Below are 23,482 nucleotides of genomic sequence, written 5' to 3'. Positions count from 1 at the left end.
CTCCTGAAAAAGGCAGGGAATCCGCCTCAGAGCAGGCCAAGTTGCTCGGCGGCGGGCTCTCTGTATAGCTCAGGCAGCGGCGGCAGGCCAGGCAAACGCAGCATCAGTTGTGCGTGAAAACGTTGCGCAAGCTTCGCGGCCAGCAGGTTGTCGGCGGTGTGCAGGAAAATATAAGGCGTGCGGCCCTCTTCGATCCACAGGGCGATTTTCTCGATCCAGGGCACCAGGAACGGATCGTTGGCTTCCAGTTGCGGATGGCCGATGAAGCGCACTTGCGGGAACTGAGTGAACGCCGCCGGACGGGGCGGAACCCTGGGTTTCTTGGATTGGGCGTGAAGTACGGATGGATCGGTCGAGGTGCAACTGAACAGCGCACGCGGATCGAGGCAGATACGTTCAACGCCGCGATCCAGCAGCAGACGATTGAGCGCGCGCTCGGCATCACCCTTGGCGAAGAAATCGTCGTGTCGCACTTCGATGGCCAGAGGCCGGCCCACAGCGTCGATAAAACCCGCCAGCTCGTGCAATCGTTGGGGTGTGAAGCTTTTCGACAGCTGCAACCACAGTGGCGAGACTCGCTCGCCTAACGGGCTGAGCAGTTGCAGGAACGTTTCGGTGGCGATCAGTTGTTCACGCAGGTCACCGCCGTGGCTGATGTCGCCGGGGAATTTGGCGGTGAAGCGGAAGTGTTCGGGCATGGTCTCGGCCCAGCGTTGCACGGTGCTGGCAGCCGGGCTCGCGTAGAAGGTCGTATTGCCTTCCACGGCGTTGAATACTTGAGAATAGAGATTTAGAAAATCGGAGGATTTTGCGTCCTGCGGATAGAGGTAATCACGCCAGGCGTTTTCACTCCAGGACGGGCAGCCAAGGTAATAAGGCAGTCGCATCAGATGTACAGGTCGAGACCCATCACATCCGAATCCCAATCGACAAAACCGGCAGTGCTGAGGTAGCTGGCCAAGGCCATCGCTACGCTTTTGCTCATGGCGCGGTGGTAAATCATGTCTTGTTGACGCGCGGGAAGATTGCTCAGGCGCTGGGCGGAGGCTTTGGCGGCGCGGGCGGCCAGTTGCTCTTCGGAAGGGAATTCCAGCTCACCCTCGATATCGACGGATTCGTCCTCAACCACATGCCCTTTGCGAGGCTTGCGCTTGATGGGGTAGGACTGAGAGGAAAGGCCGTCTATACGCATAAAGTCATGCTCGGTATCGATGATGGCAGTCTAGTGGCACACAACCCACTTCGCAAACCGCCGAGTGATAACTAGAACACAGAAAAACGAAAAGGTTTAAAAGCGGGATTAGAAAACGACGATTGGCAGGCGTTGGCTATTCATTGTGGCGAGGGGACTTGTCCCCTCGCCACAGGAACAGCGGGAATCAACGCGCTTTGGGGGTCGCAACCTTGTCGCGCAGGTAAACCGGCTGCGCCTCATCCGCCACAATCGCTTCACCGCGTGCCCAGGCAAATCGCGCCAGGGTCAGCAGGTCTTCGGCGTGAGGCAGCATGCCCGCATCCTGCCCCGTCAGGCCGACGGCAATGCGTTCGGCGTACCCCCAACCGGTGCCCGCGCCAAACCACTCACCGCTGGCATCGGCCGGCAGTGCCGCCATTTCCGGCGGCAATACGGCTTCGTTACCGACCAGACGCATCTCCCCCGCCGTTTCGCGGTAGCAACCCCAATACACTTCATCCATCCGCGCATCGATGGCCGCCGCGACCTGACTCACGCCGTGTTCGCGATAAGCCCGCTGCGCCAGCACTGCCAGGTTCGACACCGGCAACACCGGGCGATCCAGCGCAAACGCCAGGCCTTGCACCACGCCAATGGCAATCCGCACGCCGGTGAACGCGCCCGGCCCACGGCCAAAGGCAATCGCATCGACCGCTTGCAGGGTGGTCCCGGCATCGGCGAGCAATTGCTGGATCATCGGTAACAGCTTCTGCGCATGCAGGCGCGGGATCACCTCGTAATGGCTCGTGACTTTGCCGTCATGCAGCAAGGCAACGGAGCAAGCTTCGGTCGCGGTGTCCAGGGCCAGCAAGGTGCTCATCGATGTTTCCGTAAGAGAGGTCAGAAAAAAGTGCGCCAGTATAAACAACTACGGCCCGCAAGCGGGCCGTAGAAGATGAAGCGGTTCAGACTTTTCAGCTCAGCGCTTCAAGCACCTTGCCGGTGATCGCTTCAACCGAGCCGACGCCAGCGATGTGGCTGTACTTCGGTTTGCCTTGAGCCGCCGACAGCTTCTGGTAGAAATCTACCAGTGGCTTGGTCTGCGAGTGGTAGACCGACAGGCGATGGCGCACGGTTTCTTCTGTGTCGTCCTTGCGTTGCACCAGGTCTTCACCGGTGATGTCGTCTTTACCAGCAATTTTCGGCGGGTTGTAGACGGTGTGGTACACGCGGCCGCTGGCCTCGTGAACGCGACGACCGGCGATACGCTGAACGATTTCTTCATCATCAACGGCGATTTCGACCACGTGGTCCAGCTCGACGCCGGCCTTCACCAGGGCTTCAGCCTGAGGAATGGTGCGCGGGAAACCGTCGAACAGGAAACCGTTGGCGCAATCCGCCTGGCTGATGCGTTCCTTGACCAGATTGATGATCAGGTCATCGGATACCAGGCCACCGCTGTCCATCACGCTCTTGGCGATCAGGCCCAGCTCGGTGCCGGCCTTGACCGCGGCACGCAGCATGTCGCCGGTGGAGATTTGCGGGATGCCGAACTTTTCGGTGATGAACTTAGCCTGAGTACCTTTACCGGCCCCGGGAGCTCCCAGCAGAATGACGCGCATCGATGTGCTCCTCAATTTTTTATATAGATAACAACGGATTCGCCTCGTGGGGCCAATCTCAAAAACAGGGTCGTGACCGCCCAAACGGCCAAAGGCTGATCAAGATACACAGCAGGCCCGGACCACACAAGCCGCCGAAAGTCGGAGAAACCCGCGCCTTGTGTGACTCTGCGACGGGGTACCCCAAGTCGCAACCCCATCATTAACTGTCGCCTGGCAGCACTTTCCCGCCCTGCGCAAACCGGCACTCAACGCCCGCGCCGAGTGCCCGAATCCACGACAAAAACCTTAGCCGGTATTTCGCAAACCGGCGGCAATCCCCGCCACAGACACCAGCAACGCCTGTTCTACCGGGCTGCCCTGTGCCACTTCCTGCTGTCGCGAACGTGCCAGCAACTCAGCCTGCAATAGATGAAGCGGGTCGAGGTAAGTGTTGCGCAGACGGATGAATTCGAGGGTGTCTGGGCTATGTGCCAGTAGCTGCGACTGGCCGGTCAATCCCAGGACAACCGAACAGGCCTGCGACAATAGGTCGCGTAAATGCGCGCCCAAAGGCAGCAGATCCGGCTCGACCAACCGCTCATCGTAGGAGCGGGCGATGTCGGCATCGGCCTTGGCCAGGACCATTTCCAGCATGTCGATGCGCGTGCGGAAGAACGGCCACTGCTCGCGCATTTGCCCCAGCAACTCCCCTTCGCCACGCTCCAGTGCCTTGCTCAGCGCCGCTTCCCAGCCGAGCCAGGCCGGCAACATCAGACGTGTCTGGGTCCAACCGAAGATCCATGGAATCGCCCGCAGGCTTTCGATCCCGCCGGCGCGACGTTTGGCCGGGCGGCTGCCCAGTGGCAGGCGTCCCAACTCCTGCTCTGGGGTGGACTGGCGGAAATACTCGACGAATTGCGGATTTTCCCGCACCACGGCGCGGTAAGCGCTGACACCGTCTGCTGCCAATTCGTCCATCAAATGACGCCAGGCCGGTTCCGGCGGCGGCGGTGGCAGCAAAGTCGCCTCCAGTACGGCCGCAAGGTAGAGATTGAGGTTTTGCTCGGCGATGTCCGGCAGGCCGAATTTGAAACGAATCATTTCGCCCTGCTCGGTGGTGCGGAAACGTCCCGCCACCGACCCCGGCGGCTGCGACAGGATCGCCGCGTGTGCCGGGCCGCCGCCACGGCCCACGGTGCCACCGCGACCGTGGAACAGCAGCAGCTCGACTTGCTGCTCGCGGCAAATATCCACCAGACGTTCCTGCGCCCGATACTGCGCCCAGGCCGCCGCCGTGGTGCCGGCGTCCTTGGCCGAGTCGGAATAACCGATCATCACTTCCTGCGGCCCTTGCAGGCGCGCGCGATACCCCGGCAGCAGCAACAGTTTTTCAATCACCGGGCCGGCATTGTCCAGGTCGGCGAGGGTTTCGAACAGCGGCACCACGCGCATCGGCCGCAACACGCCAGACTCTTTGAGCAGCAGTTGTACAGCGAGCACATCGGACGCCGCGCCGGCCATGGAAATGACGTACGAACCGAGCGAAGCGCCCGGTGCAGCGGCGATTTCCCGGCACGTCGCCAGCACTTCAGCGGTGTCGGCAGATGGTTTGAAGTACGCCGGCAGCAACGGCCGACGGTTGTTCAGCTCGCGCATCAGGAAAGCGATGCGCTCCTCTTCGCTCCAGTCTTCATAGCGACCGAGGCCAAGGTAATCGGTGATTTCCGTCATCGCCGCCGAGTGCCGCGACGAGTCCTGCCGAACATCGAGACGCACCAGGAACAAACCGAACGTCACCGCGCGACGCAGGCAATCAAGCAACGGCCCATCGGCGATCACGCCCATGCCGCACTCATGCAGCGACTGGTAGCAGAGCTCCAGGGGATCGAGCAGGTCGCGATTGTTTTGCAACACATCGGCGGTTGCCGGCGTCGCGGTGGTCAAGGCGGCATGCGCCCAGTTACGGGTGGCGCGCAGGCGTTCACGCAACTGTTTAAGGACGGCGCGATACGGTTCGGCGCTGTCGCCGGCCTTGGCTTTCAGCGCGTCGCTGGCCTGTTGCATCGACAGCTCGGCGGCCAGGTGATCGACATCGCGCACGTACAAATCGGCAGCCATCCAGCGCGCCAGCAGCAACACTTCGCGTGTCACGGCAGCCGTCACGTTGGGGTTGCCGTCGCGGTCGCCGCCCATCCATGACGCAAAGCGAATCGGCGCGGCCTCCAGCGGCAAATGCAGGCCAGTGGCGTCATGCAGGGCTTTATCGGCCTTGCGCAAATAGTTCGGGATTGCTTGCCACAGCGAATGCTCGATCACCGCGAAACCCCATTTGGCCTCGTCCACGGGCGTCGGACGGGTGCGGCGGATTTCTTCGGTGTGCCAGGCCTCGGCGATCAGGCGCTGCAACTTCGCGTGGATCTGCTCGCGCTCGGCGCTGGTCAGGTCACGATGGTCCTGAGCGGCGAGTTGCGCGGCGATGGCATCGTATTTCTGGATCAGCGTACGGCGTGCGACCTCGGTCGGGTGTGCGGTCAACACCAGCTCGATTTCCAGTCGTCCCAATTGCCGCGCCAGGGACTCGGCACCATGGCCTTCGGCAAGCAGGCGCGCGAGCAATTCGGGCAGCACACGCGCTTCGAACGGCGCGGGCTGCGATTCTTCGCGGCGGTGAATCAGCTGATATTGCTCGGCGATGTTGGCGAGGTTGAGAAACTGGTTGAACGCCCGCGCCACCGGCAGCAACTCGTCTTCGCTCAACTGGTTGAGGCTGGCGCTCAGTTCGGCGTCCATCGAACCGCGACGGTCAGCCTTGGCGCCTTTGCGGATCTGCTCGATCTTGTCGAGAAAACCGTCCCCGTACTGCTCACGAATGGTGTTGCCCAACAGCTCACCCAACAGGTGAACGTCCTCGCGCAAGCGTGCATCAATATCGGTCATCAGCCGTTCTCCAGCGAAAAATCCGGTGTCTTGGAATGACATGCCTTGAAAACAAAGAGTGCCGCCGTAAAGCGCTTCTTACAAGCAAACGACGAAGGGACTTTAAACCTCGGGCCTGCGAGCTAGTCTGAAGAGTAAGCCGTACGACGGCTTTCGCCGGCCATGCCGGACACTTACCCTGCCTGCCACGAGCAGGCGCGCAATGAGGTTTTTATGAAAATCCGCGAGCTTGCCCATCACTGGGAAGAAAACGCCAAGGGTCGCCTGACCGACACCGGCTACGCGATTCATCTGGATGTGGAGGCCGCCGCACGACTGGCGGCGATTATCGAGATGTACCCCAAGCGGCATCCCGAAGAACTGCTCGGCGAACTGATCGGCGCTGCGCTGGAAGAGCTGGAAAAGAGCTTCCCGTACGTGAAGGGCTCAACCATCGTAGCCACCGATGAAGAAGGCGATCCACTGTACGAAGACATAGGTCCGACTCCGCGTTTTCTCGCGTTGTCCCGTCGTCATTTGCATGATTTGTCATCCAGCGAAGACAAGCAGAAGCACTGAATTCACCTCGAAACCTGTGGGAGCGGGCTTGCTCGCGAAGGCGGTGTGTCAGCCAGCAGAGAGGTTGACTGACACACCGCCTTCGCGAGCAAGCCCGCTCCCACATCAGGTCGCAGAACCCCTTCAACAAAACCCGGGAATACCGCTGCACATCGCTAAAGTTCCCGACTTAGAGCCTTGTCCATTCGGTCAAAGTTTTTTCCGGCGAAAGGCCATCTTCTCTGAACTTTTGAAAAATGCCTCGGGTCGTAACCAGTAACCACGCCTGGGACGGCCGTTTCAAAACGCTTTCGAAATTTGATGGTTGCGGCTCCTTACCCAGGATGGATTTTTAGCTTTTCAGGAGTTTTTCCAATGGAGTTGATGACCATGAAAACCAGCACTGCCAAGTCCTCGTCCAACCACTTGCGTAGCCTGAAACTGGCCGCTCTGGCGATCGGCAGCAGCTTCGTTCTGGCCGGTTGTGCCGGTAACCCGCCGACCGAGCAATACGCCGTAACCCAATCCGCCGTGAACAGCGCCGTCAGCGCGGGCGGCACCGAGTTCGCCGCGGTTGAGATGAAGTCCGCTCAGGACAAGCTCAAACAAGCCGAAATCGCCATGCACGACAAAAAGTATGACGAAGCCAAAATGCTCGCCGAACAGGCTGAGTGGGACGCTCGTGTCGCCGAACGCAAAGCCCAGGCGATCAAAGCCGAACAAGCTGTGAAGGACTCTCAGAAAGGGGTTCAGGAACTGCGTCAGGAAAGCCAGCGCACCGTGCAATAAGCGCCGCCTCGACGTACTTCTTACTCGACTTAAAAGGACGAAACCAAAATGCGCACACAATTGATGATCCCTGCCCTGCTGGCCGCAAGCGTTGCACTGGCCGGCTGCTCGACGCCGCCCAATGCCAACCTGGAACAGGCCCGCACCAACTACAGCGGCCTGCAAGCCAACCCGCAGGCGAGCAAAGTCGCGGCACTGGAAACCAAGGACGCCAGCGATTACCTGGACAAGGCCGACAAGGCTTATCTGGACAAGCGAGATTCGAACGAGGTCGACCAATTGGCCTACCTGACCAATCAGCGTGTTGAAGTGGCGAAGCAGACCATCGCCCTGCGCACCGCTGAAGCCAATCTGAAAAACGCCGCCGCACAGCGCGCCCAGGCTCGTCTCGACGCTCGCGATCAGCAGATCAAGCAGTTGCAGGACAGCCTGAACGCCAAGCAGACCGATCGCGGGACGCTGGTGACTTTCGGGGATGTGCTGTTTGCCACTGACCGTGCCGACCTGAAATCCAGCGGTCTGGTGAACATCAACAAACTGGCGCAATTCCTTCAGGAAAACCCGGACCGCAAGGCGATTGTCGAAGGCTATACCGACAGCACCGGTACAGCGTCGCACAACCAGTCGCTGTCCGAGCGTCGCGCCGGTTCCGTGCGCATGGCGCTGGTGAAGATGGGCGTTGATCCGGCGCGCATCGTTGCCCAGGGTTACGGCAAGGAGTATCCGGTGGCCGAGAACTCCAACGCCTCGGGCCGGGCAATGAACCGTCGGGTGGAAGTGACCATTTCCAACGACAACCAGCCAGTGATTCCGCGTTCGGCGGTCAGCTCGAACTAAGCTTCACGCAGTAACGCAAAAGCCCCGCCTGAGTCGATCAGGCGGGGCTTTTTGTTTTCGCGGTTTGGCGGTTTGGCGGAACACCGCGTGGCCCCCCATCGCCAGCAAGCCGGCTCCTACCGGTTCAATGCAATCCTGTAGGAGCCGGCTTGCTGGCGATGAAGGCAACCGCGGCTTGTCTGATTTGAACGCGTTACCGTTACTGCTCCAGCTTCTGCGGGGTTTCCTGCCCCATGCAGCGCACCGCTTTTTTCCGGTCGTTGATCAGCACGCCGCTCAGGCCTTTCTGTTCGGTATCAAACAGCACCAGCACGCCATCGATGCACTGCGCCACTTGCGCCGCCGGCTCCAGGGAGACTTTGTAATCCTCACCCGGCACGGTCTTGAGCATGGTGAATTGGTTGAGCAGCAACGCATCCTCAGGCTTGGCGAAGTGCAGGTAGCCGTACCACCACAGGGCACCCACTGTGCCGAGGATGCTGCAGATACCGGTGATGATCAGCGGGATGGCGTTACGTTCTTCACTCATTGCGGGCTCTCTGATGGTTCATCTTCTGAATTCGGGGGGGCCGGGTAATTGGGGATTTCACCCAGTCGACGCAGGCCGTTGAAATGCTGCGGGTCTTCGAGGTAACGCAGCATGACTTTGCGCCAGACCGGGTCGGCGAACGTCTGCACGTGACCGCCGCGGGTCAGTTGCAGCACCCGCGGCGGCGGCGCAGCTTGATACAGACGGATGCCGTTGGAAAGGGGCACGATCGGATCGTCGATGCTGTGGTAGATCAATTTCGGCACGCCATTGAGCTGCTCCATGGAATGGATCGCGCTGTCACCGTCCGGCACCAGCCAGGACAGCGGCACCTGGAACGCCCAGGTCAGCCAGGAATTGCTCAGGGCGAACTGGCCGATGCTGCGATAACTGGCAGGCACGCCGTCGAGGACAAAGGCCTTGAGTTGCTTCTGGCGTTCAGGGTGTTGAACCAGGTAATGCACGGCCATTGAGCCACCGAGGCTTTGGCCGAGCAGGATCAGCGGCTTGCCTTTGACTTCCGGTGCCTGGTCGAGCCACTTGAATGCGGCGTCGATGTCCTGATAGATCGCCGGCAAACTCGGTTCGCCTTCGGACAAACCGTAGCCGCGATAATCGATCAGCAGTACCTGATACCCCTCTTCCGGCAACCACCAGCTGCCGCCCAGATGCATGGGCAGATTGCCGCCGTTACCGTGCAGGTGCAGCACCGTGCCTTTGACCTCGACGCCTTTTTTCGCTGGCAGCCACCAACCGTGCAGCTTGAGACCGTCGGCGGTGGTGAGGGTAACGTCGCGGTATTCGAGTTTGGCTTTTTCCGGGGTGAACAACTGGCCGGGCTCGGGGTAGAACAGCAAGGAGCTGCAACCACCGAGGGTCAGGAGAAGGCAGAGGATGCCGAGGATTCTCATCCGTTGAAACCTCGCGAAAAAGGGTTGGAACACAGGTCAAATGTGGGAGCGGACCAAGCCTGCTCCCACATGGGGTCCGTGTCCTTACAGGATGTTGGAATAATCCGCTTCGATCCGGTCCAGGCTCAAGTGATTCAGGAAGTTGGAGAAGCACATCCACGCCGACAGCGCGTTCATGTCGCGGAACTGTTCAGGCAGATATTTGGGTGGCACCACCAACCCCTCATCGACCAATTGGCGCAAGGTCCGCATGTCCTCCAGCGTGGTCTTGCCGCAAAACAGCAGCGGTATCTGCTCAAGCTTGCCCTTTCGCACGGCCAACTGAATGTAGTTGTAAACCATGATGAAGCCCTTGAGGTAGGACAAGTCTTTGGTAAATGGCAGACCATTCGGCACCGAACCGCGGAAAACCCGACTGGCATTGCCGTAGCTTTCCGCCATTTCAAAGCCCTGCTCGCGGAAGAACTCGAAGATCTGCAGGAAGTCCGCGCCCTCTTCCACCATGTGAATGGCGCGGGTGCGGTTGGTCAGTTTGCGCAGGCGGCTTGGGTAAGAGGCGAATGTAATGATTTCCATCAGGATCGCCAGGCCTTCCTGAGTCACCGTCGACGAGGGCGGGCCTTTGGACAGGAAGGTGCAGATCGGCTGGTTCAGACCGTTGAGCGTGGTGCCGACATGCACCAGCCCTTCATGGACTTCGAGGGCGCGTACGTCACGCTCGTTGAACATCGCGTCGGTGCGGATCTTGATGTAGTCGGCGCCCGCGGCGGCATCGGCGACGATCCCGTCAGACTCGAATACCCGAATGGTTTCCTCGGCCTCGCCAAATACTTTGCTCAGCCGGGTTTGCAATAAATGCACGGCGTCCTTGGCGGTAAGGATCTTCGGCTCATCCTTGAGGTCACCACGGCCATCGATGTTGTTCAGGTAATCGGAGAGCATCAGGCCGAGGTCGGACAGGGTCGGGTCACCCGCGTGGAACGCATCGGACGCCGCGCCGTACAGTTCCTGGGAAATCAGCCCGAAATCCTCGGTGCCGCGTGCTTCGAGCATGCGCACCACCATCCGGTATTCCTTGCACATGCGGCGCATGATCTGGCCGACCGGGTTGAACTGGCCGAGCTGACGGGTGATGTCACGCTCGATGTTCTGGAACTCCAGTTTCACTCTGCTGGAGTCGAAGGACAGTGGCCGGTTCAGGTAGTAATCACGGTCCACCTCCGGCATTTCCTTGCCCTTGGCCTTGAGGAAACGCTTGCGGATGCTGTCGTCCCACTTCACCGCGTCCAGGACGCGTATCGGCGTCTGCGCCAGCACGATGCGATCGGACAAAATGCGTATCGACTGCTGGTAATCGTCCACCCGAAACTCCTGTAGAAAAACCGTTATGTGCTGGTTTACTTGGCTTTGGCCAAGCGCTGATAGCGCACGGCCTCGACGAATACGTCGGAATTGGCCGGATCATCGAGGTAAGCGAAGACCTGATCCATGTTGGTGTTGATCAGCACGCCGTCGCCATCGTCGGTCTGGAAACCTTCACCGCTGAGGGTTTTCTGCCCCAGCGCCTGGTTGATCTGCTCGACGTCGAGGTTATAGACCACCAGTTCATGCTTGTCGGTGAGTTCGAAACCGGCAATGGTGAAATGCCCGCCGAACTGCGCGGGCACTTTCGCCGACAGGTACCAGCGACTGCCATGGCGCGAGACGGTGAAGGGATAAGCTTCGCGCTCCTTGGGTTTGGCCTTGAAATAGCTGACCGCCTGATAGCGATTGTCGCCAATGCGCGTCAGCTCCAGGTTCATGGGTTCGCCCCAGGCGTTGGTGCTGGTCCACTTGCCGAGTAATCCCTTGGGCGCGGGGTCGCTCGTGGGCAGCGGTTCCTTGAAGGTCACCAGGCAGCCACTGAGCAGCAGGAACGACAAGGCGATCACAACGACGCGCCAGGCTTTCATTCAACACTCCCTTTGAAACATACGCCGGCTTGATGTGGCCACCGAACCTGTGGGAGCGGGCTTGCTCGCGAAAGCGGTGTATCAGAAGACGGAAATGTTGAATGTTAAACCGCCTTCGCGAGCAAGCCCGCTCCCACAGGGGATCGAGCACCACAATGGATCACACCGACGCCAGGACCAAGTGCATATACCGCGTCAGGATACCGAGCATTTCGGCTTCGGCGGCAGGCTCGGCGTCGTTGAGCAGGCCCTGATATTCCATCCGTCCGATAATCGCCGTCAACACTTTGGCATCTTGATGGGGTTCACGGGAACCCAAAACCTGGAAAAGCTGACACGTGCCCTGCAGGAGAATTTGCTGGTGCGAGCGCACCAGCTCCGCCAGGCGGGGGTTGAGCAACGCTTCCTGACGGAACGCTTGCTCGGCCATCAAATGTTCGCGGCGGTTGATCAGTTGCCGATGGACATAGTCCGCCATCAACCGCGCAATATCGTCCGCCAGCTGCGAGCGCGACTCGGGGCTGCCGTCGCCGCTGACGACCATCTCGCGCAGCAGGCCTTCATTGTTCACCCACAACTTGGCCATGAACGCCGCGCTGCGCTCCACGTATTGGGCGAAGGTATCGGTGAGCAGGTCATCGATGTCCTTGAAATAGTAGGTGGTGGCCGACAGCGGCACACCGGCCTCGGCGGCGACCGCACGGTGACGCACCGCCCGCACGCCATCGCGCACGACAATGCGCATGGCGGCATCGAGAATGTCCTGTCGACGTTGCTCACTGCCCTGGCGGCTGGCCTTGCGGCCCTGGTACTGAACACTTTCAGCGACCGCAGTGGCGACACCCGCTGCACCTTCTAGAGCCATTGCGCGATTCACGGCAGGTATTCCTCTCTTACTTCAAAAGTAACCAATTGATACGTTTGTACCAGACAGGCAATAAAAAGCCGCCCATTTCAGGCGGCTTTTTAGTTGAAACACTTACGCTTGCGGCCGCATGTGCGGGAACAGGATCACGTCGCGAATCGACGGGGAGTTGGTCAGCAACATCACCAGGCGGTCGATGCCGATCCCTTCACCCGCCGTTGGCGGCATGCCGTACTCCAGCGCGCGAACGAAGTCGGCGTCGTAGTGCATGGCTTCGTCGTCGCCGGCGTCCTTGTCGGCCACCTGCGCCATGAAGCGCTCGGCCTGGTCTTCCGCGTCGTTCAACTCGGAGTAGGCGTTGGCGATTTCACGACCACCGATGAACAGCTCGAAACGATCGGTGACGTTCGGGTTGTCGTCGTTACGACGGGCCAGCGGCGACACTTCGAACGGGTACTGGGTAATGAAGTGCGGCTGCTCCAGCTTGTGCTCGACCAGCTCTTCGAAAATCATCACCTGCAGCTTGCCCAGGCCTTCAAAGCCCAGCACTTTCGCGCCAGCCTTCTTGGCGATGGCACGAGCCTTCTCGATGTCGTTCAGGTCGTCAGCGGTCAACTCGGGGTTGTACTTGAGGATCGAGTCGAACACCGACAGACGCACGAACGGTTCGCCGAAGTGGAACACCTTGTCGCCGTACGGCACGTCGGTGCTGCCCAGAACCAGCTGCGCCAGCTCGCGGAACAGTTCTTCGGTCAGGTCCATGTTGTCTTCGTAGTCGGCGTATGCCTGGTAGAACTCCAACATGGTGAATTCAGGGTTGTGACGGGTCGAAACGCCTTCGTTGCGGAAGTTGCGGTTGATCTCGAACACCTTCTCGAAACCGCCAACCACCAGACGCTTGAGGTACAGCTCAGGCGCGATACGCAGGAACATTTCCATGTCCAGCGCGTTGTGGTGCGTTTCGAACGGCTTGGCTGCCGCGCCGCCCGGGATGGTTTGCAGCATCGGCGTTTCGACTTCGAGGAAGTCGCGCTTCATCAGGAAGCTGCGGATGTGCGCAATCACTTGCGAACGCACGCGGAAGGTCTGGCGCACGTCTTCGTTGACGATCAGGTCAACGTAGCGCTGGCGATAGCGCTGTTCGGTGTCGGTCAGACCGTGGTGCTTGTCCGGCAGCGGGCGCAGCGACTTGGTCAGCAGGCGCACTTCGGTCATTTCAACGTACAGGTCGCCCTTGCCGGAACGGGCCAGGGTGCCAACGGCTGCAATGATGTCGCCCATGTCCCAGGTTTTCACTGCGGCCAGGGTTTCTTCGGACAGGGTCTTACGGTTGACGTAGACCTGAATGCGCCCGGTCATGTCCTGGATCACCATGAACGAGCCACGGTTGAGCATGATGCGACCGGCAACCTTGACCGGGATTGCAGCCTCTGCGAGCTCTTCCTTGGTCTTGTCCGCGTACTGTTTCTGCAAGTCTTCGCAGTAGTTGTCACGGCGGAAGTCGTTCGGGAAGGCATTGCCCTTGGCGCGCTCGGCAGCCAGCTTTTCCTTGCGCAGGGCGATCAGGGAGTTTTCTTCCTGTTGCAGGGCTTGCGGGTCGAGTTCTAGGTCGCTCATGTCTTTAAGTATTCCATCAGGTTCATTGTCCCCGGCCGTTGGCCGGGGATCGCCAGCAAGCCGGCTCCTACAGGGGGGATCGTGTTACAGGCCTTGTTTCAGGCTGGCCACCAGGTATTCGTCGATGTCGCCGTCGAGCACCTTGTCGCAGTCGCTGCGTTCGATGTTAGTGCGCAAATCCTTGATTCGCGACGCATCGAGTACGTAGGAGCGGATCTGGTGACCCCAGCCGATGTCCGACTTGGTCTCTTCCAGGGCTTGCGAGGCGGCGTTGCGTTTCTGCACTTCCTGCTCGTACAAGCGCGCCCGCAACATTTTCATCGCGGTGTCTTTGTTGGCGTGCTGGGAGCGTTCGTTCTGGCAACTGACCACGGTGTTGGTCGGTACGTGGGTAATCCGTACGGCCGAGTCGGTGGTGTTTACGTGCTGACCACCGGCACCGGAGGAGCGGTAGGTGTCGATGCGCAGGTCCGACGGGTTGATGTCGATTTCGATGTTGTCATCGATTTCCGGCGACACGAACACGGCCGAGAACGAGGTATGACGGCGGTTGCCGGAGTCATACGGGCTCTTGCGCACCAGTCGGTGCACGCCGATTTCGGTACGCAGCCAGCCAAAGGCGTATTCGCCCTTGATGTGCACGGTAGCGCCCTTGATCCCGGCGACTTCACCGGCAGACAACTCCATGATGGTCGCGTCGAAACCGCGTTTGTCAGCCCAGCGCAGGTACATGCGCAGCAGGATGTTGGCCCAGTCCTGGGCCTCGGTGCCGCCGGAGCCAGCCTGGATGTCCAGGTAGGCGTTGTTGGCGTCCATTTCACCGCTGAACATGCGACGGAATTCGAGTTTTTCCAGGGACTCGCGCAGACGCTCGACTTCGGCGGCGACGTCATCGACGGCGGCCTGGTCTTCTTCCTCTGCGGACATCAGCAGCAGGTCTTTGGCGTCGGCCAGGCCGGTGTGCATTTCGTCGAGGGTTTCGACGATCTGCGCCAGCAGGGACCGCTCGCGGCCCAGTTCCTGAGCGTACGACGGGTTGTTCCAGACAGACGGATCTTCAAGCTCGCGATTGACTTCAGTCAGACGCTCATGCTTTTGATCGTAGTCAAAGATACCCCCGAATAGTTTCGGATCGCTCGGACAGGTCCTTGATACTGTTAAGGATCGGGTTGATTTCCATGGCGGGCAGCACTCGTTGGCGAACTTTTGAAAGCCGGCGAGTATAACGGCAAACGGTCCAAAACGGCAGCCCGCCTGGCTGAAAAGGCCTGTCCGCTCGCTCCTACTCGATGCCGACCTGATTACGCCCATTGTTCTTCGCCAGGTACAGCCCCTTGTCCGCCGCCGAGATCAGTTGTCGGCAATCGGCGCCCGGTTGCGGGGTCATGGTCGACAGACCGATGCTGATGGTCAGGCTCGAGCCTTCGGTCGGGAAAATGTGCGGGATCTTCAGCGCGGCCACGGTCTGGCGCAGTTTCTCCGCCACCAGTCGCGCACCGCCCGGCGTGGTGTTGGGCAGCACCAGCGCAAACTCTTCACCGCCATAACGGGCCGGCAGGTCCGAAGGCCGGGCGCTGGCGTCACGGATGGCTGTGGCGACCTTGCGCAACGCTTCGTCGCCTTCCAGGTGGCCAAAGCTGTCGTTGTAGGACTTGAAGTAGTCCACATCGATCATCAGCAACGACAGTTGGCTCTGGTCACGCAACGAACGGCGCCACTCCAGCTCCAGGTATTCGTCGAAGTGACGACGGTTCGACAGCCCGGTCAGGCCGTCCGAGTTCATCAAGCGCTGCAGCACCAGGTTGGTGTCGAGCAATTGCTGCTGGCTGACCCGCAGCGCGCGGTAGGCCGCATCACGCTGCAGCAGGGTCATGTAGGAGCGCGAGTGATAGCGAATGCGCGCCACCAGTTCGATGTTGTCCGGCAGTTTCACCAGATAATCATTGGCCCCGGCCGCGAAAGCCGCGCTTTTGATCAACGGGTCTTCCTTGGTCGACAGCACAATGATCGGAATATCCTTGGTGGCCGGATGATTGCGGTATTCACGCACCAGGCTCAGGCCGTCAAGACCGGGCATGACCAGATCCTGGAGGATCACGGTCGGTTTGATCCGGATGGCCTGCGCAATGGCCTGATGCGGGTCTGCGCAGAAATGGAAGTCGATGTTCTCTTCATTCGACAACCCGCGGCGCACCGCCTCGCCGATCATCGCCTGATCGTCCACCAACAACACCATGGCGGCGTTTTCGTCGGTTTTAAAGCCGTCGAGCTGTAATTCATTCATGTTCGGTCACCTGAGTACTGCCTGGGCCAGGATTGCTGCTAAGCGTAGTCATTTAGCGAAAATCTCCAGCAATCGTGGCGCTATCTTGTCCAGCGGGCGAATTTCTACAGCGGCGTCGATGGCCGCTGCCGCTTTCGGCATGCCATACACCGCGCTGCTTTGTTGGTCCTGAGCGATGGTCAGGTAGCCCTGTTGGCGCATGAGTTTAAGCCCCTGCGCGCCATCGCGCCCCATGCCGGTCAATAAAACACCCACGGCATCGCCGTTCCAGTAACTGGCCACGCTCTCGAAAAACACATCGATCGAGGGCCGATAGATCTCGTTGACCGGCTCGGCGGTGTACGCCAGCGTGCCGTTTTTCAACAAGCGGATATGGTGGTTGGTGCCGGCCAGCAGCACGGTGCCGGCCTGTGGCTGTTCGCCTTCCTGGGCCAGGCGCACGTCCAGGCCGCTGGCGCTGCTGAGCCACTCGGCCATGCCAGCGGCGAACACCTGGTCGACGTGCTGCACCAGCACGATAGCGGCCGAAAAATCTCGCGGCAGCCCCTTGAGCAGTACTTCCAGCGCTGCCGGCCCGCCCGCGGACGAACCGATGGCGATCAATTTTTGCCGAGAGCCCGAATGACGCGACGGACTCGGCGCGGGTCGTGCCCGATTGCCCTTGTCGCCGATCAGCCAGCTGATGTTCAGGATCTTGCGCAGTAGCGGCGCCGCCGCTTCCTGGGCATTGCCGGCACCGATCGCCGGCGTATCGACCACATCCAGCGCCCCATGCCCCATGGCCTCGAACACCCGATGCACGTTCTGCTGGCGGTCGACCGTGACAATCACAATGGCGCATGGCGTCTCGGCCATGATCCGCCGGGTCGCCTCGACGCCATCCATCACCGGCATGATCAGGTCCATCAGGATCAGGTCCGGGGTGTTTTCCACGCAACGTTGCACCGCCTCGGCCCCATTGCTGGCGACCCAGATCACCTCGTGCGCTGGCTCAAATGCCAAGGCGCGGCGCAAAGCCTCAACCGCCATGGGCATGTCGTTGACGATTGCGATTTTCATGCCCGCGCTCCTCCGATGAGCTCAACCACTGCATCAAGCAGGGCGTCGTCATGAAAACTGGCTTTGGCTAGATAATAGTCGGCCCCGGCGTCCAGTCCACGACGACGGTCTTCTTCACGGTCTTTATAGGACACCACCATAACCGGCAGCGATTGCAATCGATTGTCCCGACGCAATAAAGACACCAGTTCGATGCCATCCATGCGTGGCATATCGATGTCGGTAATCAGCAGATCGAAATCCTCCGAACGCAGGGCGTTCCAGCCATCCATGCCATCCACCGCCACGGCCACGTCGTAGCCGCGATTGACCAGCAATTTGCGCTGCAACTCGCGAACGGTCAGCGAATCGTCGACCACCAGGACCCTTTTGCGCGCTGCTTCGACCGCCTGATTACCGTGGCGGGCAATACGTTCCAGGCGCCCGGTATTGAGCAGTTTGTCCACAGACCGCAGCATGTCCTCGACGTCGACAATCAGCACCACCGAACCGTCGTCGAGCAAGGCGCCGGCAGAAATGTCCTGCACCTTGCCCAGACGCTCGTCCAGAGGCAAAACCACCAGCGTGCGCTCGCCAATAAACCGTTCGACCGCGACGCCGTAGATCGCATCGCGCTCGCGGATCACCACGACCTTGAGGGTTTGCTGACTGTTCTGACTCGCTGGGCGCTGGAGCAATTGGCTGGCGGCAACCAATCCGACGTGCCGGCCTTCGTACCAGAAATGCTGACGGCCTTCGACCTGCACGATGTCCGCCGGCTCCAGGTCGCACATGCGCTCGATGTGAGCCAGCGGAAACGCATACGCCTCGTCGCCGACTTCGACCACCAGGCTGCGCACCACCGACAGTGTCAGCGGCACTTCGAGGTGGAAACGGCTGCCCTCGCCCGCCGTCTGCTCCAGCACCACTGCGCCGCGCAACTGACGAACCATGTGTTGAACCGCGTCCAGGCCGACGCCGCGTCCGGACACTTCAGTGACCTCGCCCCGCAGGCTGAAGCCCGGCAGGAACAGAAACGTCAACAGTTCCTCTTCGCTCAATTGCGCGGCGGTGTCCGGCGGCGACAACTGCCGTTCGATGATGCTGCGGCGGACCTTTTCCAGATCGACGCCGTTGCCGTCATCGCTCAGTTCCAGCACCAGCAGACCGGCCTGATTGGACGCGCGCAAGCGGATCAAACCTTCTTCCGGTTTACCGGCCAGCATCCGCTGCTCCGGGGATTCTATGCCGTGATCGACGGCGTTGCGCAGCAGGTGCGTCAGTGGTGCTTCGAGTTTCTCCAGAACGTCGCGGTCGACCTGGGTTTTCTCGCCTTCGATCTCCAGCCGTACCTGTTTACCGAGGCTGCGACCCAGGTCGCGGACCATGCGCACTTGCCCGGTCAGTACATCGGCAAACGGCCGCATCCGACAGGCCAGCGCCGTGTCGTACAGAACTTGCGCGCGCTGACTGGCCTGCCAGGCGAACTCATCCAGTTCGGCGTTTTTTTCCACCAGCAATTGCTGGGATTCCGCCAGCAGCCGGCGAGCATCGTCGAGGGCTTCCCGGGCCTCCAGGCTCAAGGTCTGTTCCTTGAGACGGACGTTGAGGTTTTCCAGTGCCCGCAGGCCGTTGTTCTGCATGCGCTTCAGGCGCTGCATGGTGGCCAGGTGCGGTTTGAGGCGCTGGGTTTCCACCAGAGATTTACTCGACAGGTCGAGCAAGCTGTTCAAGCGCTCGGCCGTAACGCGCAATACGCGCTCGCCACTTTCGGTGGTGCGTTTGGTCTTGGGCGAGGGCTCGGCGGCACCTGCCGAAGGGGCTTGCGTGGCGGCCGGCATGGGCGACTCAACCGTGGCCGTCGGCGGCTCCAGCTGAAGTTCTGCCATCGGCGGCGCGATGGGGGCAACCGTCGCCATGTGAACAAGCAGCCGTCCCATCAAGACGACATAAGCTTCGATATCCGCAGGCGCCGGTGCGTTGTTCGGCGTCGCGATGCGCATCAGCAGATCGGTGCCCTGCAGCAAGGCATCAATGTGCTCGGGCCGCAGATACAACCGGCCTTCCTGGGCGCTGACCAGGTAATCTTCCATCACATGGGCAACGCTGACGCCGGCATCGACGCCGACAATTCGCGCCGCGCCTTTGAGCGAGTGAGCCGCGCGCATGCACGATTCAAGGTAATCGGCCTGGGTCGGATCGCGTTCAAGCGCCAGCAGCCCCGTGCTCAACACCAGGGTCTGGGCCTCGGCTTCCAGGCTGAACAGCTCCAGCAAAGAGGCGTCGCGCATTTGCTCAGGGGTCATGTGAGGCTCCGGGTCACGGCAGACAGCAGCTGTTCTTCATCCAGCCAACGCAGGCTGCGACCTTTGAATTGCAACACGCCACGGGTGTATTTGGCACTGGCCTGGTTGCCAGAGCGGGACGCCGCGTCGAGGATGTGCTCCTCGATGGCATGGATGCCGTCGACTTCGTCCACCGGCACCACCACTGGCCCACCGTGGGCGGCAATGATCAACATCCGCGGCATCACGCGTGCGCCTGAAGCCACGCTGCTGGTGGCGTCCAGCCCTAGCAGTTCCACCAGCGAGAGGCACGCTACCAGTGCGCCGCGTACGTTCGCCACGCCGAGCAAGGCCCGGGAGCGCTGGTGCGGCAGGGAGTGGATGGCTTGCAGCGGCGCCACTTCCACCAGGCTGCGGGTGGCCAGGCCCAGCCATTCTTCACCGAGGCGAAACATCAACAGCGAGCGGGTTTTCACATCGCTTTGGACGGCAACCGAGACTTGCCCGCGGTCGTCCTGCTGCAACGCATAGCGGTCAAGCAAACGCGTGGCGGCGGCCGAATACACCGCGCAATTGCGGCAGTGAATGTGGTCGATCAACAGCGGGCAGGATTTGTCGCCGTGGATACCGATGCGATTCCAGCAATCATCGATGGCCTGGGCATCTTCATGGGTGAGGCTAAAGGTGTCGGCGGCGTTCATCGTTTGCGCTCACTGTCTGCGCGCTCGCTTCGGGCGGCGCGGTCCTGCAATCGTCGGGCGCCCGCCGTGTCGCCCTGGGATTGCAGCAAGGCCGCCAGGTGCATCAACGCGTCGGGATGTTGCGGTTCGAGGTACAACGCCTTGCGATAGAACCCCTGGGCTTCGAGGGCACTGCCGGCGACATCGCTGAGCAGTCCGAGCCAGTAAAACACTTGGGCCACCGGTTCATGACTGCGCAAATAGCTTTCGCACGCGGCGCGGGCTTCGGCGCTTTTGCCTTCGTTGGCCAGTGCGGCGATGTTAGCCAGCAATGTGGCGGCGTCCGGGTTGGCGGCTTTCGTCACCACCGGCAACGGCGTCACGGTTGCGAAAGGCCGGCTGCGCACGGGCGGCGGTGTCACGCTGCGCACCGGCTGGCGCGCCGGTAACTGAGTCGGCAAAAAGGCTGGAACAGCTTCAGGCGCAAGGACGCTCTGCCGGCTGAACGCGAAAGACTGAGGAATTCCAATCGAGCGCATGCCAAAGCGCCCCAGCAAACTGCCCTCGGCCGGGCCGATAAACAGCACACCCTCGACATGGGTCAGGCGCTTGAGCACTTCGAACACTTGCTGCTGGGTGGTCTGATCGAAATAGATCAGCAGGTTGCGGCAGAACACGAAGTCATACGGTGGTTCGTTGGCCAGCAACGCCGGATCCAGCAGATTGCCGACCTGCAAACGCACCTGTTCCAGTACTCGTTCGCCAAGGCGATAGCCATCGTCTTCAACGATGAAATGCCGGTCGCGGAATGCGATGTCCTGGCCACGAAACGAGTTTTTGCCGTACAGCGCGTGCTTGGCTTTTTCCACCGACAGCGGGCTGACGTCCATGCCTTCGACTTTGAACTGATGTGGTTTGAGTCCGGCATCCAGTAACGCCATGGCGATGGAATAGGGCTCTTCGCCGGTGGAACATGGCAGGCTGAGGATTCGCAGCGCGCGCATGTTGTTGATGTCGGCCAGGCGTTTTGTCGCCAGTTTCGCCAGGGTGGCAAAGGACTCCGGGTAACGGAAAAACCAGGTTTCGGGAACGATCACCGCTTCGATCAGCGCTTGTTGCTCATCCCGCGATCCCTGCAAGGTGTGCCAATACTCATCGGCCGTCTGCGACCGTGATGCGGTGCTGCGCTGGCGCACGGCCCGCTCGATGATCGCCGGGCCCACCGAGGTCACGTCGAGGCCGATGCGCTCCTTGAGAAAATCGAAAAACCGCTGATCGCTGCTCATGGCCGCTCCTCAAGCAACGCCGGATCCAGTGGCGGTGACGGAAACAGCAGTGCGCGAACCTGTTCATCCAGCAGGTCGGCGACACGCACCCATTGCAGCAAACCTTGCGCATCTTCGCGAACAGGTCCGAGGTAAGGTGCCTGGCGATTGTCGAGACCATAAGGCTGAAAATCCGCCGGGTTGCAGCGCAGCGTGTCGGTCGCCTGTTCCAGGATCAGCCCGAGCAACTGCGTCTCAACGGATTCATCCGGACGATAATTGACCAGCACTAAACGCGTGCTGGTGCGGGCCTGAGCCGGTAAACCGAACGTCAGCGCACTGAGGTCGATGACCGGCACCACCGCGCCGCGATAGGCGAACACCCCGGCGACCCAGTCCGGTGCGCGGGGAATCGGCTTCAACGGCAGACGCGGCAGCACTTCCGCCACCTCGATCGCTTGCAGGGCATAACGCTCGCTGGCGATGCGAAACACCAGAAACAACGCCTGCATCGCCGGCTTCACGGCGGTGCGTTTGGCCGTGAGTTCGCTCATCAGACTTTGAATCGCGAAACGCCGCTACGCAGCCCGACGGCCACCTGGCTCAGTTCGTCGATGGCAAAACTGGCCTGGCGCAGGGACTCGACGGTCTGGCTGCTGGCATCGCCCAACTGCACCAGCGCGTGGTTGATCTGCTCGGCACCGGTGGCCTGGGCCTGCATGCCTTCGTTGACCATCAACACCCGCGGCGCCAGCGCCTGAACCTGATGGATGATCTGCGACAGCTGCTCACCGACCTGCTGCACCTCAGACATGCCGCGGCGCACTTCTTCGGAGAACTTGTCCATGCCCATGACCCCGGCCGACACCGCCGACTGGATCTCGCGCACCATCTGCTCGATGTCGTAAGTGGCCACGGCGGTCTGGTCCGCCAGACGCCGCACCTCGGTGGCGACCACGGCAAACCCGCGACCGTATTCCCCGGCCTTCTCGGCTTCAATAGCGGCGTTCAAGGAAAGTAGGTTGGTCTGGTCGGCGACCTTGACGATGGTCACGACCACTTGATTGATGTTGCCGGCCTTCTCGTTGAGGATCGCCAGTTTGGCGTTGACCAGATCCGCGGCGCCCATCACCGAGTGCATGGTCTCTTCCATACGCGCCAAGCCCTGCTGCCCGGAACCGGCCGCCACCGAGGCCTGATCGGCAGCGGTGGAGACTTCGGTCATGGTGCGTACCAGATCGCGCGAAGTCGCGGCGATTTCACGGGATGTCGCGCCGATTTCCGTGGTGGTGGCGGCGGTTTCCGTGGCGGTGGCTTGTTGTTGCTTGGAGGTGGCGGCGATCTCGGTGACCGACGTGGTGACCTGCACCGAGGAGCGCTGAGCTTGGGACACCAGCGACGTAAGCTCGGCCATCATGTCGTTGAAGCCGGTTTCCACGGCGCCGAATTCGTCCTTGCGCTCCAGGTTCAAGCGCCCACTCAAATCACCGGTGCGCATGATTTCGAGGATCTGCACGATGCGGTTCATCGGTGCCATGATCGCGCGCATCAGCAACAGGCCGCACAGACCGGCGGCCAAAACCGCCACCAGCAGGGAGATGCCCATGATGGTTTTCGCAGTGCCCACCGCGTCATCGATGTTCACGATGTCCTGATCCGCCACCGCCTTGTTTTCGCGCAGGATGTCATTGAGCTTCATGCGCCCTGCTGTCCACGCCGGGATCAGTTGTTCATTGAACAACTTGATGGCCTCGGCTTCCTGATTGCGCTTATGCAAGTCGAGCACTGCGGCCAGGATCTTGCCGTAATTCTCATGGAGTTTTTCGAAGGCTGCGAATTCGAGCTTGTCTTCGTCCGTGGTGACGGTGGCGCGATAGCTATTCATCGCGTCCAGCACGCGCGCTTCAAAATTCTTGAAGTCTGCGGCGTCCTCGGCGCTGATGCCCTGCCCTTCCTTCAAGCCCAGCATTTCCTGGATCTGGAGAAAACTGTCGACCCAGGCGCCACGAATCGTCGAGCTGTAATACACCCCTGGAAGCGCGTCATCACGAACGCTGGCTTCGCTGGCCTCGATCTTCAACAGCCGCGAATACGAGACGACGACCATCAGCAGCATGATGGCGATAATTACCGCAAAGCTCGCCAAAATGCGTTGGCGCAACGTCCAGTTCTTCACAG

General features: G+C 60.7%; 22 protein-coding genes. 3 read left to right on the top strand and 19 right to left on the bottom strand.

Going from position 1 to position 23,482, the window contains the following annotated elements; all coding sequences use genetic code 11:
- Positions 1–26: 26 nt before the first annotated feature.
- From PMI01S_RS20770 to ppc, 5 genes are all read right to left on the bottom strand, one after another.
- Positions 27–887 carry a DUF72 domain-containing protein gene (locus PMI01S_RS20770; protein ID WP_084321939.1) on the bottom strand — a complete coding sequence of 287 codons (861 nt, stop codon included), beginning with the start codon at positions 885–887 and terminating at the stop codon, positions 27–29.
- Positions 887–1,192, bottom strand: a complete 306-nt coding sequence (locus PMI01S_RS20765; RefSeq protein ID WP_084321938.1) for a hypothetical protein — start codon at positions 1,190–1,192, stop codon at positions 887–889. Before PMI01S_RS20765 ends, PMI01S_RS20770 begins: the two co-directional genes overlap by 1 nt.
- Positions 1,193–1,379: 187 nt before the next feature.
- Positions 1,380–2,054 carry a tRNA (adenosine(37)-N6)-threonylcarbamoyltransferase complex dimerization subunit type 1 TsaB gene (gene tsaB / locus PMI01S_RS20760; protein ID WP_084321937.1) on the bottom strand — a complete coding sequence of 225 codons (675 nt, stop codon included), beginning with the start codon at positions 2,052–2,054 and terminating at the stop codon, positions 1,380–1,382.
- A 94-nt stretch (positions 2,055–2,148) separates the two neighbouring features.
- Entirely contained in the window at positions 2,149–2,796 is a 648-nt protein-coding gene (adk, locus tag PMI01S_RS20755) for an adenylate kinase (protein WP_084321936.1), read from the bottom strand.
- Between the two features lie 288 nt (positions 2,797–3,084).
- Positions 3,085–5,715 carry a phosphoenolpyruvate carboxylase gene (gene ppc, locus PMI01S_RS20750; RefSeq protein WP_084321935.1) on the bottom strand — a complete coding sequence of 877 codons (2,631 nt, stop codon included), beginning with the start codon at positions 5,713–5,715 and terminating at the stop codon, positions 3,085–3,087.
- 213 nt (positions 5,716–5,928) lie between these two features.
- Between ppc and PMI01S_RS20745 the strand changes: the two genes are divergently transcribed.
- The 3 genes from PMI01S_RS20745 (at position 5,929) to lptF (ending at position 7,878) form a co-directional block, all read left to right on the top strand.
- A complete protein-coding gene (locus tag PMI01S_RS20745; RefSeq protein WP_084321934.1) occupies positions 5,929–6,273 on the top strand; it encodes a pilin assembly protein in 345 nt (114 codons plus the stop codon).
- 354 nt (positions 6,274–6,627) lie between these two features.
- Complete coding sequence (locus tag PMI01S_RS20740) at positions 6,628–7,041, top strand: DUF4398 domain-containing protein (RefSeq protein ID WP_084321933.1); 414 nt, start codon at positions 6,628–6,630, stop codon at positions 7,039–7,041.
- 48 nt (positions 7,042–7,089) lie between these two features.
- Positions 7,090–7,878: a lipotoxin F family OmpA-related lipoprotein LptF gene (lptF, locus tag PMI01S_RS20735; protein ID WP_084321932.1), complete on the top strand. Its 789-nt coding sequence runs from the start codon at positions 7,090–7,092 to the stop codon at positions 7,876–7,878.
- A 199-nt stretch (positions 7,879–8,077) separates the two neighbouring features.
- Here lptF and PMI01S_RS20730 read toward each other — a convergent pair whose 3' ends face one another.
- The 14 genes from PMI01S_RS20730 to PMI01S_RS20665 form a co-directional block, all read right to left on the bottom strand.
- A complete protein-coding gene (locus PMI01S_RS20730) occupies positions 8,078–8,407 on the bottom strand; it encodes a PA3694 family proteiin (RefSeq protein WP_084321931.1) in 330 nt (109 codons plus the stop codon).
- Positions 8,404–9,318 (bottom strand): alpha/beta hydrolase, encoded by a 915-nt coding sequence (locus PMI01S_RS20725; RefSeq protein WP_084321930.1) that lies wholly within the window; start codon positions 9,316–9,318, stop codon positions 8,404–8,406. The genes PMI01S_RS20730 and PMI01S_RS20725 overlap by 4 nt, the downstream gene beginning before the upstream one ends.
- Positions 9,319–9,402: 84 nt before the next feature.
- A complete protein-coding gene (locus PMI01S_RS20720; protein ID WP_084321929.1) occupies positions 9,403–10,680 on the bottom strand; it encodes a flavohemoglobin expression-modulating QEGLA motif protein in 1,278 nt (425 codons plus the stop codon).
- Positions 10,681–10,715: 35 nt separating this feature from the next.
- Positions 10,716–11,270 (bottom strand): hypothetical protein, encoded by a 555-nt coding sequence (locus PMI01S_RS20715; protein WP_084321928.1) that lies wholly within the window; start codon positions 11,268–11,270, stop codon positions 10,716–10,718.
- A gap of 160 nt (positions 11,271–11,430) precedes the next feature.
- A complete protein-coding gene (locus PMI01S_RS20710) occupies positions 11,431–12,147 on the bottom strand; it encodes a TetR/AcrR family transcriptional regulator (RefSeq protein ID WP_167362919.1) in 717 nt (238 codons plus the stop codon).
- A 102-nt stretch (positions 12,148–12,249) separates the two neighbouring features.
- The gene (lysS, locus tag PMI01S_RS20705) at positions 12,250–13,752 is read right to left on the bottom strand and encodes a lysine--tRNA ligase (protein WP_084321926.1); all 1,503 of its coding nucleotides are present in this window, start codon (positions 13,750–13,752) and stop codon (positions 12,250–12,252) included.
- Between the two features lie 84 nt (positions 13,753–13,836).
- Positions 13,837–14,932 (bottom strand): peptide chain release factor 2 gene (gene prfB / locus PMI01S_RS20700; RefSeq protein ID WP_139272976.1). Its coding sequence is split into 2 segments (ribosomal slippage): positions 13,837–14,859 and positions 14,861–14,932, totalling 1,095 coding nucleotides; the frame shifts between segments, so codons are not numbered across the junction.
- A gap of 102 nt (positions 14,933–15,034) precedes the next feature.
- Positions 15,035–16,036 carry a response regulator gene (locus PMI01S_RS20695; protein ID WP_084321925.1) on the bottom strand — a complete coding sequence of 334 codons (1,002 nt, stop codon included), beginning with the start codon at positions 16,034–16,036 and terminating at the stop codon, positions 15,035–15,037.
- 48 nt (positions 16,037–16,084) lie between these two features.
- Positions 16,085–17,095 carry a chemotaxis response regulator protein-glutamate methylesterase gene (locus tag PMI01S_RS20690; protein ID WP_084321924.1) on the bottom strand — a complete coding sequence of 337 codons (1,011 nt, stop codon included), beginning with the start codon at positions 17,093–17,095 and terminating at the stop codon, positions 16,085–16,087.
- Positions 17,092–19,380 (bottom strand): hybrid sensor histidine kinase/response regulator, encoded by a 2,289-nt coding sequence (locus tag PMI01S_RS20685; protein ID WP_084321923.1) that lies wholly within the window; start codon positions 19,378–19,380, stop codon positions 17,092–17,094. Before PMI01S_RS20685 ends, PMI01S_RS20690 begins: the two co-directional genes overlap by 4 nt.
- Entirely contained in the window at positions 19,377–20,060 is a 684-nt protein-coding gene (locus PMI01S_RS20680; RefSeq protein ID WP_084321922.1) for a chemotaxis protein CheW, read from the bottom strand. Before PMI01S_RS20680 ends, PMI01S_RS20685 begins: the two co-directional genes overlap by 4 nt.
- Positions 20,057–21,325: a CheR family methyltransferase gene (locus PMI01S_RS20675; protein WP_084321921.1), complete on the bottom strand. Its 1,269-nt coding sequence runs from the start codon at positions 21,323–21,325 to the stop codon at positions 20,057–20,059. Before PMI01S_RS20675 ends, PMI01S_RS20680 begins: the two co-directional genes overlap by 4 nt.
- Complete coding sequence (locus PMI01S_RS20670; RefSeq protein WP_084321920.1) at positions 21,322–21,858, bottom strand: chemotaxis protein CheW; 537 nt, start codon at positions 21,856–21,858, stop codon at positions 21,322–21,324. Before PMI01S_RS20670 ends, PMI01S_RS20675 begins: the two co-directional genes overlap by 4 nt.
- Positions 21,858–23,480, bottom strand: coding sequence for a methyl-accepting chemotaxis protein (locus PMI01S_RS20665; RefSeq protein ID WP_084321919.1), 1,623 nt, complete (start codon positions 23,478–23,480; stop codon positions 21,858–21,860). The genes PMI01S_RS20670 and PMI01S_RS20665 overlap by 1 nt, the downstream gene beginning before the upstream one ends.
- Positions 23,481–23,482: the final 2 nt, after the last annotated feature.

This window comes from Pseudomonas migulae NBRC 103157 (assembly GCF_002091715.1).
GTDB classification, from domain to species: domain Bacteria; phylum Pseudomonadota; class Gammaproteobacteria; order Pseudomonadales; family Pseudomonadaceae; genus Aquipseudomonas; species Aquipseudomonas migulae_A.
The sequence above is the reverse complement of the archived record's forward strand: the minus strand, read 5'-3'. Positions and strand labels throughout refer to the sequence as shown.

Excerpts from the sequence above, each read along its gene's own strand:
- PMI01S_RS20770 (WP_084321939.1), bottom strand. The coding sequence starts at position 887 with ATGCGACTGCCTTATTACCTTGGCTGCCCGTCCTGGAGTGAAAACGCC.
- PMI01S_RS20765 (WP_084321938.1), bottom strand. The coding sequence starts at position 1,192 with ATGCGTATAGACGGCCTTTCCTCTCAGTCCTACCCCATCAAGCGCAAG.
- tsaB (WP_084321937.1), bottom strand. The coding sequence starts at position 2,054 with ATGAGCACCTTGCTGGCCCTGGACACCGCGACCGAAGCTTGCTCCGTT.
- adk (WP_084321936.1), bottom strand. The coding sequence starts at position 2,796 with ATGCGCGTCATTCTGCTGGGAGCTCCCGGGGCCGGTAAAGGTACTCAG.
- ppc (WP_084321935.1), bottom strand. The coding sequence starts at position 5,715 with ATGACCGATATTGATGCACGCTTGCGCGAGGACGTTCACCTGTTGGGT.
- PMI01S_RS20745 (WP_084321934.1), top strand. The coding sequence starts at position 5,929 with ATGAAAATCCGCGAGCTTGCCCATCACTGGGAAGAAAACGCCAAGGGT.
- PMI01S_RS20740 (WP_084321933.1), top strand. The coding sequence starts at position 6,628 with ATGGAGTTGATGACCATGAAAACCAGCACTGCCAAGTCCTCGTCCAAC.
- lptF (WP_084321932.1), top strand. The coding sequence starts at position 7,090 with ATGCGCACACAATTGATGATCCCTGCCCTGCTGGCCGCAAGCGTTGCA.
- PMI01S_RS20730 (WP_084321931.1), bottom strand. The coding sequence starts at position 8,407 with ATGAGTGAAGAACGTAACGCCATCCCGCTGATCATCACCGGTATCTGC.
- PMI01S_RS20725 (WP_084321930.1), bottom strand. The coding sequence starts at position 9,318 with ATGAGAATCCTCGGCATCCTCTGCCTTCTCCTGACCCTCGGTGGTTGC.
- PMI01S_RS20715 (WP_084321928.1), bottom strand. The coding sequence starts at position 11,270 with ATGAAAGCCTGGCGCGTCGTTGTGATCGCCTTGTCGTTCCTGCTGCTC.
- lysS (WP_084321926.1), bottom strand. The coding sequence starts at position 13,752 with ATGAGCGACCTAGAACTCGACCCGCAAGCCCTGCAACAGGAAGAAAAC.
- PMI01S_RS20695 (WP_084321925.1), bottom strand. The coding sequence starts at position 16,036 with ATGAATGAATTACAGCTCGACGGCTTTAAAACCGACGAAAACGCCGCC.
- PMI01S_RS20690 (WP_084321924.1), bottom strand. The coding sequence starts at position 17,095 with ATGAAAATCGCAATCGTCAACGACATGCCCATGGCGGTTGAGGCTTTG.
- PMI01S_RS20685 (WP_084321923.1), bottom strand. The coding sequence starts at position 19,380 with ATGACCCCTGAGCAAATGCGCGACGCCTCTTTGCTGGAGCTGTTCAGC.
- PMI01S_RS20680 (WP_084321922.1), bottom strand. The coding sequence starts at position 20,060 with ATGAACGCCGCCGACACCTTTAGCCTCACCCATGAAGATGCCCAGGCC.
- PMI01S_RS20675 (WP_084321921.1), bottom strand. The coding sequence starts at position 21,325 with ATGAGCAGCGATCAGCGGTTTTTCGATTTTCTCAAGGAGCGCATCGGC.
- PMI01S_RS20670 (WP_084321920.1), bottom strand. The coding sequence starts at position 21,858 with ATGAGCGAACTCACGGCCAAACGCACCGCCGTGAAGCCGGCGATGCAG.